The 14467-nt window shown below is 57.1% G+C and carries 15 protein-coding genes; 10 read left to right on the top strand and 5 right to left on the bottom strand.

Annotated elements, in window-relative coordinates; translation table 11 throughout:
- Positions 1-4 precede the first annotated feature (4 nt).
- The 9 genes from HWX74_RS01730 to HWX74_RS01690 all read left to right on the top strand — a co-directional run bounded on the left by HWX74_RS01730 (position 5) and on the right by HWX74_RS01690 (position 9057).
- Positions 5-424 (top strand): hypothetical protein, encoded by a 420-nt coding sequence (locus tag HWX74_RS01730; protein ID WP_176011888.1) that lies wholly within the window; start codon positions 5-7, stop codon positions 422-424.
- A gap of 26 nt (positions 425-450) precedes the next feature.
- Positions 451-945 carry a hypothetical protein gene (locus HWX74_RS01725; RefSeq protein ID WP_176011887.1) on the top strand — a complete coding sequence of 165 codons (495 nt, stop codon included), beginning with the start codon at positions 451-453 and terminating at the stop codon, positions 943-945.
- A gap of 84 nt (positions 946-1029) precedes the next feature.
- Entirely contained in the window at positions 1030-1959 is a 930-nt protein-coding gene (locus HWX74_RS01720) for a hypothetical protein (RefSeq protein ID WP_176011886.1), read from the top strand.
- A 258-nt stretch (positions 1960-2217) separates the two neighbouring features.
- Complete coding sequence (locus tag HWX74_RS01715) at positions 2218-2958, top strand: prepilin-type N-terminal cleavage/methylation domain-containing protein (RefSeq protein ID WP_176011885.1); 741 nt, start codon at positions 2218-2220, stop codon at positions 2956-2958.
- A 21-nt stretch (positions 2959-2979) separates the two neighbouring features.
- The gene (locus tag HWX74_RS01710; protein WP_176011884.1) at positions 2980-3426 is read left to right on the top strand and encodes a hypothetical protein; all 447 of its coding nucleotides are present in this window, start codon (positions 2980-2982) and stop codon (positions 3424-3426) included.
- Positions 3423-4136, top strand: a complete 714-nt coding sequence (locus HWX74_RS01705; protein WP_176011883.1) for a hypothetical protein — start codon at positions 3423-3425, stop codon at positions 4134-4136. The genes HWX74_RS01710 and HWX74_RS01705 overlap by 4 nt, the downstream gene beginning before the upstream one ends.
- Positions 4120-4740: a MotA/TolQ/ExbB proton channel family protein gene (locus HWX74_RS01700; RefSeq protein ID WP_176011882.1), complete on the top strand. Its 621-nt coding sequence runs from the start codon at positions 4120-4122 to the stop codon at positions 4738-4740. The genes HWX74_RS01705 and HWX74_RS01700 overlap by 17 nt, the downstream gene beginning before the upstream one ends.
- The gene (locus tag HWX74_RS01695) at positions 4706-5038 is read left to right on the top strand and encodes a DUF2149 domain-containing protein (RefSeq protein WP_176011881.1); all 333 of its coding nucleotides are present in this window, start codon (positions 4706-4708) and stop codon (positions 5036-5038) included. The genes HWX74_RS01700 and HWX74_RS01695 overlap by 35 nt, the downstream gene beginning before the upstream one ends.
- 17 nt (positions 5039-5055) lie before the next feature.
- Entirely contained in the window at positions 5056-9057 is a 4002-nt protein-coding gene (locus HWX74_RS01690) for a cobaltochelatase subunit CobN (protein WP_176011880.1), read from the top strand.
- A gap of 337 nt (positions 9058-9394) precedes the next feature.
- Here HWX74_RS01690 and HWX74_RS01685 read toward each other — a convergent pair whose 3' ends face one another.
- Positions 9395-9829, bottom strand: a complete 435-nt coding sequence (locus HWX74_RS01685; RefSeq protein ID WP_176011879.1) for a 23S rRNA (pseudouridine(1915)-N(3))-methyltransferase RlmH — start codon at positions 9827-9829, stop codon at positions 9395-9397.
- Positions 9830-9844: 15 nt separating this feature from the next.
- Entirely contained in the window at positions 9845-10930 is a 1086-nt protein-coding gene (gene mnmA / locus HWX74_RS01680; protein ID WP_176011878.1) for a tRNA 2-thiouridine(34) synthase MnmA, read from the bottom strand.
- Between the two features lie 161 nt (positions 10931-11091).
- Between mnmA and HWX74_RS01675 the strand changes: the two genes are divergently transcribed.
- A complete protein-coding gene (locus tag HWX74_RS01675) occupies positions 11092-11943 on the top strand; it encodes a PD40 domain-containing protein (protein ID WP_176011877.1) in 852 nt (283 codons plus the stop codon).
- Positions 11944-11972: 29 nt separating this feature from the next.
- Here HWX74_RS01675 and HWX74_RS01670 read toward each other — a convergent pair whose 3' ends face one another.
- The 3 genes from HWX74_RS01670 to HWX74_RS01660 are packed head-to-tail and all read right to left on the bottom strand — an operon-like array spanning position 11973 to position 14441.
- Positions 11973-13358, bottom strand: a complete 1386-nt coding sequence (locus HWX74_RS01670) for a DEAD/DEAH box helicase (protein WP_176011876.1) — start codon at positions 13356-13358, stop codon at positions 11973-11975.
- Between the two features lie 5 nt (positions 13359-13363).
- On the bottom strand, positions 13364-13615 hold the full coding sequence (locus HWX74_RS01665; protein ID WP_176011875.1) for a hypothetical protein: 252 nt from the start codon (positions 13613-13615) through the stop codon (positions 13364-13366).
- Positions 13616-13673: 58 nt separating this feature from the next.
- On the bottom strand, positions 13674-14441 hold the full coding sequence (locus HWX74_RS01660; RefSeq protein ID WP_176011874.1) for an ABC transporter ATP-binding protein: 768 nt from the start codon (positions 14439-14441) through the stop codon (positions 13674-13676).
- Positions 14442-14467: the final 26 nt, after the last annotated feature.

Raw genomic sequence — 14467 nt, 5'->3', positions numbered from 1 at the left:
GGTGATGAAAAGAAAAATATTATTAACTGTTACAGTTGCAATTATTACGTTGTCTTTCTTATGCGTATTTATTTATTTTTGTTTTACATATTCTCTAAGTGATTCTCCTGAAGAAGATTTATATATTTATAGAGAAAGTCCGTATAATGGTATTCCGAATGTTGTTGTTTATGTTGAAAATGAAGATTATACAGACCGTATCGGTTGTCCATTGACTCAAATGGCCAATTTCCCTTTCATATTGGCAATGGGGGATGTTCAAGTTAGTATTGATCGAGAGATTTCTGATACGGAGCAAGGAAAATATACCTTCAATGTACTAACGTTTGGAGTTCAAAAGGAGGTGAAGGATATTGAATATTTGGGCGGTGATGATATCGTTGTTGCTCGCGGAATTAATTGGTATGTCATGATTCAAAAATGACTTTAATTAATAGGAAAATAATTCTTATGACTATAAAAATTGCAGCTTTTGTGATGTTGACTTTTTGTCTTGTTGTGAATCTGAATGCGTATTTCGTCGAATATGCTGGCACTCCTTATATTGCAACTCAGCGTGATTGTACTCCAGTCTATACGTATTGTGGACAAGGTGCAAACAGTGCAGCAAGAGCGTTTCCATTCCGTACAAATAATGCAGATATGGGGCAACAGTTGGGGTGGGCAGATTATGGGGGAATCTGGACTATCGTCTATACATTGACCGTTACTGCTCCTCCTTTGAATTTTTCTCCTCATAACGGAACTGGAAATGGTAATTACAAAGGAGCCGCGAATATTGCTGTAATGGCAACTCCCCGCTATAGTCAAGAGTATGTTATAAATCCTTTAACTGAAACGCCGGAGAAAGCAGGTGCTCCTCAATTGATCAGTACTACATATGCTCCGCATACAGAACGTCATCCGCCTCAACTGACTAATTGTGGGCGGCATAATAGTGAATGATATCTGACTTCTGATTTAGGGGCCTATGGAGGTATTTTTTCGAATGTGAGTTATGTAAATCCGAAATGATTAAAGGAAATAATTTTGAAAATCGTGCTAAAATTATTTCAAATGCTGGCAATATTATTATTTTGTTACCCTTGTCTTGCCCTGACGGAGTACCAGCGAGGAAAAGAATTAATTACTCAGGCTCCCTTGGCAAGTAAAAATTTTACTTACATTGCCATGGTCAATCGGCCTGACCTCCACGACAATTCCATCACTTCCGGCCGGTTTTATCGTTGGATTGATGAGGATGGCTTTGTTTATAAAAAAGTTGAGTTATATAAGAATTACGAGTGGGCGGAAACTTATCTTCAGAATAAAACAGGGCAGTACGGTACCATCGGTAATGTTTCCGCCAGAATGGTGGAGGCGCTGATTTTATCGAAACTGGAGTTGCTGTTCGAGGATTTTAATGAAGTTGAAACGTTGTTCAGCAAATATACGATTGAGGAAAGCCGCTATCGCGATATTTCATGCTATCAGGTCACGGTTCGCGATCCGGACGATCCGATTCTGGTGGCGGGAATGTCACGAATGACGATAGATCAAGTTGAAAACAAGAATAGCCCCTTTAATCATCAGCGTCCTTCGACCCGGGTGCTCTGGATCGGGAAGGAGGATAATATTATTTATGCACGCAAGCACTATAACCGCTTCGGTAAACTGTTGTTGGCCATTGAAATTGGAAAATTGGAGAAAAATGCCGAATTGTCATCGGAGTTATTTACCACTCCGGAAGATCTTTATTCGGAAGTTCCTTTGCTCAGGGAGGAATTGAAGGATCTTGTTCATCGAATAAATAAAAAAACGCAGGCGAATGCTGCCAAACCGTCATGGACAGGGTGGCAGACTGCCTGGATGGGGCCGTTGGCGGTCATGGACACGGCCGCTTGGGTATTATGCGGTCTGGGCATTGCTTTGGCGGTTGTCGCGATAAGTCTTAAACTCAAAGCCAAATTAAGGAGGTAGCGGTTATTTTTCGATAACCGGACCGTCCTGCCGGTTTTCTTTGAGGAGGCTGGGAGTCATTGTTTTTCGTAAGGGAAAATGAGGAATGACGATTTTTTTATTAGCTTTCTCTAATTTTCGAGTTGTATTTTGAAATTTTGTCTTTATATTAATCAGTACACAGAGGAATAACCGGTGTTTCTCTTTTTTTTGTTCAGTTTGTTAGATGTGGCTAATTTACGAGGATGAGGAAGTTAAAAACCTATCAAGGAGAAAGAAATGAAACCAAAAGATTTTACTTTGATTGAATTGCTGGTCGTCATTGCGATCATTGCGATTCTTGCTTCGATGCTGCTGCCGGCTCTGGGCAAGGCCAAAGGCGCGGCGAAACGGATTTCCTGCGTCAGCAATTTAAAGCAGGTTCAGTTGGCGAATCTCCTTTATGCCGGCGATAACGAGGATTATTTCGTCATCCACACTGCGGCGGACAGCATGGGCGGCGCCGGGATGACCTGGGCGGGCTATTGTCTGGGAAGCGGAATTTACGATGCGACCGACAACGATTTGCTCGGTCCGTACATCGGGGAGGGCAGCAGGGCGCTGGTCTGTCCGGAGGTGACGCTGGCCGGGACGATGGAGGAGGCGGAGAACGGTTTCGGATACGGCTACAATGCCCAGTGGCTGGGCGCTTACCGCGGCAATCCGGGCCAGAAATCCAGCGGTGTGAAAAATCCGTCTGAAGTGGCGGCGTTCGGCGACAACGCGCGGGCGTCGATGGGATCGCGGGTTTACAATCCGCCGCAGTTGCAGATTTTCATGTATTGCAAGGAAAAGCCGGACGGCACGCTGTATTCGACCGGCACGATTCATTTTCGTCACCTGGAACGGGCGAACATCGCCTGGTGCGATGGCCATGTCTCCTCGGAGCCGGTCGGCGAGTTGAATACCGATGAAGTGTCGCTGAAGAACAACATCGGCCATCTGGGCGGCAGTGAGGATGATTTCTACAAATCCCGTTGAGGAAGTCAGAGGTTTGCCGTGATGAAAGAGAAGAAAAAACTGCTGTTGGCGGCGGTGCTGCTGTTGGCGGCGGCCGGGTTGACGGTCTGGCATTTGACTGCGGTCGATATGCCGGAAGGGGCCCGGAAGACGGCGGTTTCCGATGCGGAGGTCGAGGCCGCCGGCAAATTTGCCGTCAAACTGGTGCGGTTGGCGCAGAAAAACAAACAACGTGATTTTCTGCAGTTGTGCCGCAAGCCGAACGACGGTGAGATGCGGTTGTTTTTCAACGGAATGCGTGAGGCGCAGTTGCCGGAAAATCCGGTGGTCATCGAAAGCGGCGAATTGGAAAAACAGCCGGGGCTGGTGACGGTCTGTTTCGCCAATCCGGCCGGCGGCCGTTATCAGTTCACGTTCAGCCGGGAGGCCGGCAGTCCGGACGGTTGGAAATTCTGCGGCTTTTACGTGCTGCCGGGAGAGATGAAATGAAATTGCTGATCGGTTTGCTGCTGCTGAGCGCCTGGCTGTTGAGTATCGTCAAACTGTCGCTGGTCCGGTTCCGTTATGCGGCGCTGATCTGGAGCGGTCTGTTGCTGGCGGTCGGCTTGAACAGCGATACCGCCACCGCGTACAGCCTGGCCCAGATCAGCCGGATCTGGGAAAACGAAGCGACGCTGAACAATTGGTGCGTGCTGGTGTTGGCGCAGGAACTCTTGTCGCTGGCGTTCGGCCTGGTCTGGTATCGGAAACGCGAGCTGGGCGAAAAAAGCCGCCGCTGGTATTATGCGGTACTGGTGCCGTCGCTGCTGATCGTGCCGGGCGGGATTTGGCTGGTGGCGTTGGCGGTGAACGCCTTTCCGGAATTCGATTACGGCAAGACCGCCTGGACGGTGGTCGGGGCGCTGTGGCTGGCGACGCTGGCATTCGGGATTCTTTTCCGCTGCTGCCGGCGGTGGGATGCGCGGGTGAGGAGCGGTTTGGTGCTGGGCTATCTGGCCGGTTTGCTGGCGGTGTTTCTGCCGCTGGCGCACCGGGCGGCCTGGGCGCGGGAAGTGCCTGTTGTGCCGTTGGGCTGGCGGGAAGCCGGCGCCGCTTTGACTTTAGCGGCGATAGTCGGCTGTGGCGCGGTTGCCGGCCGGTGGATTCGTAAAAAACGTTTGAATGGTGAGCTTGGAAGAAAAAATGCAGTATTTGAATGAAATTTTGAATTGGATTTCGATGAGTCTGATGTTGCCGGTGGTGGTGCTGCTGTTGGCCGGCGTGGTCATCGGCTTATTTTCGCTGGGCGCTTTCTGCTCCCGGCTTTGGGAACAGGTCAAGGAGCAGAAAAAGCAGCAGGCGGTGATGCGGCGGCTGGAGGAGGAAGGGCCCGGCGCGCTGGAATCGCTCGGCAGCGGCACATTTGTCCGCCGGATCCGGGAACTGGCGGCGTTGAACTGGGACGCCATTCACTGCGAGAAGCGGATTGCCGATTTCAACCGGGTCTGCGCCCGGGAATTGGAACAGGCTAAATTCATGATGAAAATCGGGCCGATGCTGGGCTTGATGGGGACGTTGATTCCGATGGGGCCGGCGCTGGCCGGTCTGGCTTCCGGCGACATTGCGTCGATGGCCTATAACATGCAGATCGCTTTCGCGACGACGGTGGTCGGGATCGTCATCGCCGGGATCGGTTTGTTGATCTATTCGGTGAAACGGCACTGGTACGCGGCGGAAATCGCCGACTTGCAATATATTCTGGATTTGAAACTCAGGGAGGCGGTTTCTCATGAACCGGCGCAATCGTTACAACTGGTTGGATGACGGCGAAGACGTCGACCCGATTTCCTCGCTGGCCAATCTGTTCGACGTGGCGATGGTTTTCGCCGTCGCGCTGATGGTGGCTTTTGTACTGCGGACGCAGTTGACCGAATTCCTGACCGACAAAGACGTCACTTACGTCAAGAATGCCGGCAAGCCGGATATGGAGATCATCGTCAAGAAGGACAACAAGATCACCCGTTATCAGTCGGAGGCTTCCCGGGGCAACGGCAAGGGCCGGAAGGTCGGCGTCGCCTACGAACTGGAGAACGGCGAGATCATTTACGTGCCGGAAAATTGAACAGGTAAATCAAGAAGATGTCGAAGAAGAAAATTTCAAAATCGGTTTGGCTGATCGTTGTTCTCCTGCTGGCGGCGGCAGTGGCCGCCGGCATCGGCTGGCGTTATATGAGCCCGACCAGGATTGCGCTGGTGAATTATCCGGAATACGTTATCGCGCCGCTGCTGGAAGGGGAGCCGGACTTTTTCGTCCGTCCCGAGGTGATGAAATGGACGGAAACCAGCGGGCCGGAGCTGAAAAAATTTGATGCGATCTATTTTTTCGGCATGGGATTGAAGTTTACCCCGCGGCAGGAAGTGTTGCTGAAAGAGCTTGCCGCCGCGAAGGTACCGCTTTACGTCACCGCTTCGACCCGGGTGGAAACCGGCCTCGATACGCTGACGGAGGAACAGTCGGCGCTGGTTGCCGCTTATCTGGACGGCGGCGACCGGGAGAACTTTCAACGCCTGCTGGATTATACGCGTTATGAACTGGACGGCAAGCGGTTGTTTGCCGCTGCGCCGCTGCCGCCGATTCCGCCGAAGCGGGTTGCCTATTTCCATCGGGACGAAGAGGACGGTTTTGAGGATTGGGCTTCCTTCCGGGAGTATTACCGGCAACTGCCCGGCTATGCGGCGGAAAATCCGGTAGTGCTGTTGTTTGCCGGCAACGGCGGCGCATTGTCCGGTTTGATCGAAGCATTGGAAAAGCGGCATATCACGGTGGTGGCGACCCCCGGCATGTGGAATGCGGCGCTGAAGATCAACGAAGTCGAACCCGACCTGGTGATCTATTTTCCGCATGGCCGGCTGACCGGTTCGACGCCGGATGAAGTTGTCAAACTGTTGGCGGAGCGCAATATCCCGCTTTTCTGCCCGATCAAGGTCAATCAGCTTTACGAGGAATACCTGACCGACCAGCGCGGCATGACCGGCGGGATGATGAGCCAGAGCATCACCATGCCGGAGCTGGACGGCGCGGCGGTGCCGTTCGTGCTGTCGGCGCTGTTTCGCAATGAACGGGGGCTGCAGGAGTATCGGCTGATTCCGGACCGGGTGGAACGGTTTGCCGATCTGGTTCGGAAGACCCTGACCTTGCAGCGCAAGGACAACGCCGATAAAAAAATCGCTATCGTTTATTACAAAGGGCCGGGTCAGAATGCGCTGGAGGCCGGCGGCCTGGAAGTCGGCGATTCGTTGCTGAATACGCTGCGGAAATTGCAGGCGGCCGGCTATACGACCGGCGAACTGCCGGAGAAGGCGGCGGATTTGCTGCGGAAAATCCAGGACAATGCCGCCATTTTCGGCACTTATGCCGAAGGCGCGATGGAAAAATTCCTGGCGTCGGCCGAACTGGAATTAATTGTGCCGGAAACTTATCTGCAATGGGTGAAACAGGCGATACCGGAAGACCTCTATCGTTCCGTCGAGGAGAAATTCGGGCCGGCGCCCGGCAATTATTTCAATTTCCGGCGCGACAATCAGAATTATCTGGCGCTCGGCGTGGTGCGCTTCGGCAATATCGTTCTGCTGCCGCAGATGATGCCGGGCACCGGCGATGACAGTGAAAAGCTGGTGCATGGCGTCAAAGCGCCGCCGCCGCACAGTTATCTGGCCACCTATTTGTGGATTCGCTACGGTTTCCAGGCGGACGCGTTGCTGCACTTCGGCACCCACGGCAGCCTGGAATTCACGCCGTGGAAAAATGTGGCGCTTTCCAGTCATGACTGGCCGGATGTATTGATCGGTGAGATGCCGCACTATTATCTGTATGTTATCAACAACATCGGTGAAGCGCTGGTGGCCAAGCGCCGCAGCTATGCGACGATGGTCAGCCACCTGACGGCGCCGTTCATGAACGCCGGGCTGTATGGAGAACTGCACGCGCTCGACGAGTTGCTGCACAACCGGGAGATGGCGGAAAATCCGCTGCTGAAAGAGGAGTACGCTCACTCGATTGTCGCCAAGGTGAAAGAACAGAAGATCGATGACGAATTGCCGTTGAGTGAGGAGTTCAAACAAGGGGTGCTGACCGGAGAAGACGAACGCCGGTTGCATAATTATCTGCATGAATTGGAGCACAGCAAAGTCAACCGCGGCTTGTATGTCATCGGCCGGCCTTATTCCGGGGCCGAGGCGGCTGAAACCGCCGTGCTGATGAGCGTCGATCATGTCGCCGATGTCCGTTTTCAAGCGGATGTTGCGGCCGGCAAAGCGGCAAAAGAGGCGCGCGACGATATGGTCTGGTATGAAAAGGAGTATCTGACGCCGGCCCGGGAAGCGCTGGAGCAGGCGTTGCGGGAACCGGCTGCGGCAGTCGCCGCCGGGATGACGGCGTCGCAGAAGAAATTACCGGACACTCCCGGGAATTCCTACCGGCAGGCCGTTTTGACCGGCGTCGAAGCGCGGCAGGCGCTGCTGCAATCGACCGAGGCGGAATTGGCCGCGCTGGTGAATGCTTTCAACGGCGGTTATCTGGCGCCGAGTCCCGGCGGCGATCCGGTCGGCAACCCGTCGACGGTACCGACCGGCCGCAATCTGTACGGCGTCGATCCGGAGCGGACCCCGACCCGGGAAAGCTATGCGGTCGGCAGGCTGCTTGGAGAAGCGTTGCTGGCGGAAAAACGGAAAGCGACCGGTGAATATCCGAAGAAGGTGGCGTTTACGCTGTGGGGTGGAGAATTCATCCGCAGCAGCGGGACCAACATCGGGGAGATCTTCTTCCTGCTCGGCGTCGAACCGGTCTGGGATTCCCGTGGCCGGGTACTGGATGTCAGATTGATTCCGCTGGAAGAGCTGAAGCGGCCGCGGATCGACGTCGTCGTTCAGACTTCTGGACAGTTCCGCAGCGCCGCGTCGAGCCGGATGTCGTTGATCGACAAGGCGGTCCGGCTGGCGGCCGCCGACCCGGCCGGCGAATACGGCAATTACGTCTCCGAAGGTTCGGAAGCGGCGTTGAAAGCGATGCTGGCCGGTGGATTGCCGCCGCAGCAGGCCAAGGAACTGGCCGACGCCCGGATCTTCGGCGGCGTCGACGGCAATTTCGGCACCGGCGTCATGGGGATGGTCGAAGCCGGCGACCGCTGGGAGGATTCCGCGGCGATTGCCGACCGTTATCTGAACAACATGGGGGCGCTTTATACCGACGGGCATTGGGGCGAACAGGTGCCGGGGGTGTTTGCGGCGCAATTGACCAATACCGATACGGTGGTCCAGCCGCGTTCCAGCAACAGTTACGGTCCGCTGTCGCTCGACCATGTTTATGAGTTCATGGGCGGCATGAATCTGGCGGTGAAAAATGTCACCGGCAGGGAACCGGATGCCTATTTCAACGATTTGCGGACTCCGGGCCGGGCGGTGATCCAGGAAGCCGGCCGGGCGGCGATGGCGGAAGCGCGGACGACGCTGCTCAACCCGAAATTCATCATCGAGATGATGGAGGAAGGGCCGTCGGCGGCGGGCAGCTTTGCCGAGGCATTCCGCAACACCTACGGCTGGGAGGTGATGAAGCCGGACATGATCAAGGATCACCTCTGGGAAGAGTACAAGCACGTTTATATCGACGACGCGCTGCAGTTGAATATGCGGGCCTATTTCGAGGCGAAAAATCCTTATGCGCTGCAGGAAATGACGGCTGTCATGCTCGAAACGGTCCGCAAAGGCCTGTGGAATGCCGATGCCGAGACGATCCGGGAGATTGCCGAACTGCATGTCGAACTGGTCCGGGATCACGGCGCCGGCTGCAGTGGATTCGTCTGCGACAACGCCAAGCTCAGGGAAATGATCGAGCAGCAGCTTGTTGACCCGGCGCTGCTGGAGAATTACCGTTCCACACTTGATGCCATCCGCAACCGGGGTACGGCGGCGGAGGCTCAGGAGGAAGTGCGGGGCTTGAAGCTCAAAGAGCAGAAGCATGAGACGGTGGAGACGGTGGAGCGGTTGCTGAAGGACAATTGCGTCGTTTTCTGCTTTATCGGAGCGGCGATTCTGATTTCTTTGTTTGCGCTGTTGCGCAAACGAAAGGGAGATGAGCATGAATGAGGTGAGAAAGAGGGAAAGGACGGGGTAATTGTGTCTCCTGGCCCGCCATGCATTCCATGAAAAAGTTCTGTTTGGGTTCCATCGGGTAAATGTGAAAAATCGGCATGGCGGTTACCGGGATCGGGATGGTGAATATGAGGGTGTTCGCCGGACCGGTCCCGGTTTTTTTGCAGGAAGCCGAGTTGTTCGGCCACATATCCGGGGTGGTGTTTTTTCGAATTGATGCGCCGCCGGTATTCCGGCGCCTGCCGACGCCCGAACCGGCGGAGCGGCGGCCCGGGAAGGGAGGCCAAAAAACTGCTCCTGGCGTGAATGATGATGGAATGGCGAAACCGGATCAGATGTTGTGATATTTACCGCCGTTGGTGATCGAAATTGCCCGGTAGAGCTGCTCCAACAGGAACAGTCTGGCCATCTCATGGGTGAATGTCAGCTTCGACAGCGAAAGCAGCAGGTCAGCCTGCGCTTTCAATTCCGGCGTCATGCCGTAAGGGCCGCCGATGACGAAGGTGATTTTGCGGTCGATCCGGTTCAATAAGCCGGCAAATTCCACCGAAGTGCATTCCCGGCCTTCCTCGCTGAGGACGATGACGAACTCTTTGCTTTTGTCCAGCGCTTTCAGAATGGCCTGCGACTCTTTTTCTTTGGTCGAGTCGCGCAGCTCGAGCAGTTCGACTTTGGCGTAGGGCGACAGCCATTTGAGGAATTCTTCCGCTTTGGCCTGCAGGTGGCGATCCTTGAATCTGCCGATGGAAATGAGCTTGAACAGCATGGTGAAGTTCTTTCGTTACAAAACGATGACGCCGCCGCCGAGCAGGAATTCCCCGTCGTAAAAAACGGCGGCCTGGCCCGGCGTCACCGCCCGTTGCGGCGTTTGCAGCGTGACTTGGCAACTGGTGGCGGTCAACGGTTCCAGCCGGGCGGGAACCGCCCGGCTGCGGTAACGGATCTGCACGAGGCATTCCCGCGGGGTGGTCCAGTCCTCCCGGGCGGACTGCCGGTGCCAGTCATGCACTTCGAAACGGCCGGTCAGCAGTTCGTCGCCGTCGGTGGTCAGTTCAATATCGCCGGACAGGGGATCGATGCTTCGGACGTAAGCCGGAATGCCGAGGGCGACGCCAAGCCCTTTGCGCTGGCCGATTGTGTACCGGTGAATGCCGGCATGGCGGCCGACGACCTTGCCGTGGTAAAGGAAATGACCTGGCCGGGGCTCGGCGCCGAACAGGCGGCGCAGCGTTTCGGCGAAACACTCGCCCGGCACGTTGAAACAGGCGTCCTGGCTGTCTTTTTTCTCGGAATTTTTCAGGTCGAACTGCCGGGCGACAGCGCGGACCGTCGCTTTGTCGAGCTCGCCGATCGGAAAATGAAGCCGGTTCAACTGTTCGGCGCTCAGCCGGTAGAGAAAATAGGTCTGGTCTTTGTTCGGATCGCTGCCGCGCCGCAGCCGGACGGTGTCGCCGGTCCGCACCAGCCGGGCGTAATGACCGGTGATGAGGCCCGCGGCGCCGCGCGTTTCGGCGAGCGCCAGCAGTTTGCCGAATTTGAGGCGCGGATTGCACCAGCAGCAGGGATTGGGGGTGCGGCCGGCGGCGTATTCGTCATAGGCCGGGCGCAGGACCCGGGCGGCGAAATCGGCGTATTCATCGAGATAAACGTGTTCGATGCCCAGTTTGGCGCACACTTGCTCGACTGCTTCCTGGTCACTGCGGGAAGCGCAGGTCTGGGCGGCGGAAAATGCCGGATCGGGATGTTTCAGCCGCAGGGTGGCGCCGATGACTTCGTAGCCCCGGCGCTGGTAGAGCGCCGCGGCGACCGAAGAGTCGACGCCGCCGGACAGTGCGGCGATGATTTTGGGTTTGGGACGCGTGGTCATAAGCAGGCGATGGTCCTTGGCATTGATCGTTTGTTTTCTTCTTAAATAAAATACTCCGGTTTGGGCGGCAGTTCAAATTTGACAACCCCCGAAACGCCGGACATATTACCGGGAAATAATGACGGGTTGATTGCTGATGTCTGACTGGGAAAGGAGCAACGATGAAACGGGCCGGCTGGTACGGAATGGTTGGTGGATTGCTGATGGGAATGGCGGCGTGGTCCGAACTGCCGCGGTGCGTGACGCCGGATGGCGGCTGGAATGGCGTTTTTGCGCCGGACGGCGGAGAAATTGTCTATGTGGCCAGGGGGACAAACGGGGAAGAGGAACTGCGGCTCGGCAATCTGGAAACGCTGGAAACGGTTGCGGTTGGCGTCAGGGGGGATAAGCTGCAGCGGGTGCCGGACAGCGAATGGATTCTCTTTCTGGCGCCGGGGCATTTCCCGGTATTGGAATACTTCCGGCCGTCCGACCGGCAGAGCCGGGATTTTACCGACAAAGCCACGCCGGACGGGCCGGCGGTGGTTCTGCCGGGCGGGCTGATTTACTGGGCCGCCGAAGCGGTGACCCAGGCATATGACCTGAATCAACGGGATTTCGTCGAGCCGGCGTTCGAATTGCCGGATCATACGCTGGCGGTTTCTCCGGACGGCCGTCTGGCGGTCGTCGAGCGGCGAGAAGCGGAGCGTCCGGTTTTGGAAGTCATTGAGATTGCCACCGGCAAGCTGCGGCATTTGCTGGAAGGATTCGGCGGGACGGGCAAAGTCGGTGTTTACGCTCCGGTATTCACGCCGGACGGCCGCCAACTGCTCTATGCGTCCGGAGAGGCGCCGGAGCGGGCGAAGTTGTTCTGCCTGACGCTGGAAGACGGTGTCGCCGTCGAGTTGTCGGCGGAACTCGACGGCCGTTATCCGCCGGCTTTTTCTCCGGACGGCCGCCAGTTGCTTTTTACCGCCGTCACTGACGGCCGTCCGAATTTGTGGCTGATTTCCTGGCCGCCGGAGATCGAGTGATCAATACGGGCGGTCGACTTCCCGCCGATTTAGTGGCGGTAGGCGCGGTGTTCGCGGCGGCGGCGGCTGACGTAAATTTCCGCCGTGTCGGCATTTAAGAGCTCGTAAAGGATCGCCTCTTTGCCGGGGGCGGCCCGCAGGATCCGGCCGAGCCGCTGGACGTGTTCCCGGATGCTGCCGGAACCGGAAAGAATGATGGCGATGTTGGCTTCCGGCACGTCGACGCCTTCGTTCAGCACTTTGCTGGTGACCAGCACCGGCCAGCGCCCGGAACGGAACGCTTCCAGCATCGCTTTGCGTTCGACCAGTTTGGTGTGGTGGGTCAGCACCGGCAGGAAAAATTCCCGGCCCAGTTGATAGGCGGTGGCATTGTCGGCGGTGAAGATGATGATCTGCTCGCCGGCATGTTGCTGCAGCAGTTCCCAGACCGCCCGGATTTTGGCCCGGCCGCTGCGGGCGATGCGGCGCTGTTCCAGAAAAGCGTCGAATACCGCTTTGCCGTCCGGCAGCCGGGCGCACAAGCCGAGAAAACGCCGCCAGTCGTCCGGCGAACGGAAGCTGATCTGATGACGCTTGAGGAAATCGGTGTAAATGGCCCGCTTGGCGACGTACTGCTCCTTTTCTTCGGCATCCAGCGAGAGTTCGACCGGGATGGTCCGGTAGGGGGCGAGCACCTGGCCTTCCAGTTCGTCGATGTGAATTTGGCAGGCGAGCGGTCCGATCAGATCGTGCAGCACCGCCTCCTGCTCGGCGCCGACCTCCGGCGTGGCGGTCAGCCCGAGCCGGTAGGGGGCCAGCGACATCGCCGCCGCGGTCCGGTTGACGGCGCCCGGCAGGTGATGACACTCGTCGAATACCAGGAAAGCGAATTGATTGCCGAGAAATTCCATGTTCAGCACGGCGGAATCATAGGTGCTGACGGTGATCGACTCGATCTGGCGGGCGCCGCCGCCCAGCAGCCCGATCGGAATTTGAAAGAAGCGCTGCAGGGTCGATGCCCATTGCTGAACCAGGTCGATGGTCGGCACCATCACCAGCGTCGGCCGCTGCAGACGGTGGATCGCCAGCACCGCCAGAAAGGTTTTGCCGGAGCCGGTCGGCAGGGCGACGAGCGCCCGGTAACCGGCTTCGCGCCAGCGTTGGAATGCGGTCGCCTGGTGCGGCCGCGGTTGAAAGCTGCCGTGCAGCGTCAGCGCCAGCGGCGCGAATTCGGCGGCCTGGTCCTCGACCGCCAGTTCGGCGGCCCGCAGCGCCAGCATCAACGCGGCGTAATCGCAGGCGCGGGCCCGGCCGGCTTGGATGCGTTCGTCGAACTTGACCAGCATCCGCACGGCGAGCGGCAGTCGGGCGTAGTCGCAGTTTTCGACGACGAGGGTGCCCTGGATGAAGCGGACGAGGAGGGGGGATTCCGGCATGGCGGTCATTTCTGCGGATAGCAGGCGCCCAGGCCGCCGCACAGCAGAATTGCCGTTCCGCCGATGAAGAGCAGATAGTTCCAGGCCAGCAGGCCGGCGAGGCCGATTCCGAGCAGGATGACGATCATCGGCAGTGCGCCGCACAGCAGCCAGCGGCGCGCCCGCGCCCAATCCGGGTAATCGTTCGGCAGGTCTTTTTCCGCCATTTCGACTTCCAGCAACAGACGTTTGATTTCATTTTCATCGGGTTCCGGCATTTTGCAACTCCTTGACATGGTTTCGGCTGGGAACGAACCGGGCGCCGCCTCGGTCGAGTTATTCGATGATCGGCCAGAAACGGCCGGCCGCGTTGCGCACCAGCTTGATATTGAGGTTGAAGGCGTCGGCCAGATTCTTTTCGGTCAGCACCTCGTCCCGTTCGCCCTCGGCGACGATTTGGCCGTGGGAGAGAATCATGCCGCGGGTGAACACCGGCGTGATATCCTCGATGCGCTGGGTGATGAAAAGAATGGTCAGGCCGGGAATCGTCCGGGCCATCGCTTCGATGTTGTTCAGCAGGTATTCCCGGCTGGTGATGTCCAGATAGACGCTTGCTTCGTCGAGGATCATCAGCCGGGGCGCGGTCATCAGCGAACGGGCGATCAGGACTTTGACCTGTTCGCCGCTGGACAGGTTGTGCAGTTTGCGGTCGCGCAGCTTGACCGCGTCGAGTTGCGACAGGACCTGCAGCGCGGCGGCTTCTTCCTCGTCGGTGAATTTGCGGAACAAGCCGAGCGTCCCGTCCAGCCCGGAGATGACCATTTCCAGCGCCGTCCAGTCCGGGCTGGTCCATTGCTGCATGAACGGACTGACCCAGGCGATCTGCTTGCGCAGTTCGGCCAGGTTGACCTGGCCGTAGGTATGGCCGAGCACCTGGATTTGGGCGCCGTAAAGCGGCCAGGCGTAGCCCATCAGCATTTTGACCAGCGTCGTCTTGCCGGCGCCGTTGGCGCCGAGGATAAAATGATGGGCGCCGGCTTTCAGCTGCCAGTTGATGTCTTTTAGGATAACCTTGCCGCCGAGGTAGACGGTGGCATTTTTCACTTGAATAACCGGAGAGTCTGACATAA

The sequence above is a fragment of the Victivallis sp. Marseille-Q1083 genome, assembly GCF_903645315.1.
GTDB lineage: Bacteria > Verrucomicrobiota > Lentisphaeria > Victivallales > Victivallaceae > UMGS1518.
This window is presented reverse-complemented; position numbering and strand designations above follow the sequence as displayed.

What these genes read in the sequence shown, in the direction of transcription:
- HWX74_RS01705 (WP_176011883.1), top strand. Translation starts at nt 3,423, where the DNA reads ATGAAATTGCTGATCGGTTTGCTGCTGCTGAGCGCCTGGCTGTTGAGT.
- HWX74_RS01715 (WP_176011885.1), top strand. Translation starts at nt 2,218, where the DNA reads ATGAAACCAAAAGATTTTACTTTGATTGAATTGCTGGTCGTCATTGCG.
- HWX74_RS01665 (WP_176011875.1), bottom strand. Translation starts at nt 13,615, where the DNA reads ATGCCGGAACCCGATGAAAATGAAATCAAACGTCTGTTGCTGGAAGTC.
- mnmA (WP_176011878.1), bottom strand. Translation starts at nt 10,930, where the DNA reads ATGACCACGCGTCCCAAACCCAAAATCATCGCCGCACTGTCCGGCGGC.
- HWX74_RS01685 (WP_176011879.1), bottom strand. Translation starts at nt 9,829, where the DNA reads ATGCTGTTCAAGCTCATTTCCATCGGCAGATTCAAGGATCGCCACCTG.
- HWX74_RS01730 (WP_176011888.1), top strand. Translation starts at nt 5, where the DNA reads ATGAAAAGAAAAATATTATTAACTGTTACAGTTGCAATTATTACGTTG.
- HWX74_RS01725 (WP_176011887.1), top strand. Translation starts at nt 451, where the DNA reads ATGACTATAAAAATTGCAGCTTTTGTGATGTTGACTTTTTGTCTTGTT.
- HWX74_RS01700 (WP_176011882.1), top strand. Translation starts at nt 4,120, where the DNA reads ATGCAGTATTTGAATGAAATTTTGAATTGGATTTCGATGAGTCTGATG.
- HWX74_RS01695 (WP_176011881.1), top strand. Translation starts at nt 4,706, where the DNA reads ATGAACCGGCGCAATCGTTACAACTGGTTGGATGACGGCGAAGACGTC.
- HWX74_RS01670 (WP_176011876.1), bottom strand. Translation starts at nt 13,358, where the DNA reads ATGCCGGAATCCCCCCTCCTCGTCCGCTTCATCCAGGGCACCCTCGTC.
- HWX74_RS01690 (WP_176011880.1), top strand. Translation starts at nt 5,056, where the DNA reads ATGTCGAAGAAGAAAATTTCAAAATCGGTTTGGCTGATCGTTGTTCTC.
- HWX74_RS01675 (WP_176011877.1), top strand. Translation starts at nt 11,092, where the DNA reads ATGAAACGGGCCGGCTGGTACGGAATGGTTGGTGGATTGCTGATGGGA.
- HWX74_RS01710 (WP_176011884.1), top strand. Translation starts at nt 2,980, where the DNA reads ATGAAAGAGAAGAAAAAACTGCTGTTGGCGGCGGTGCTGCTGTTGGCG.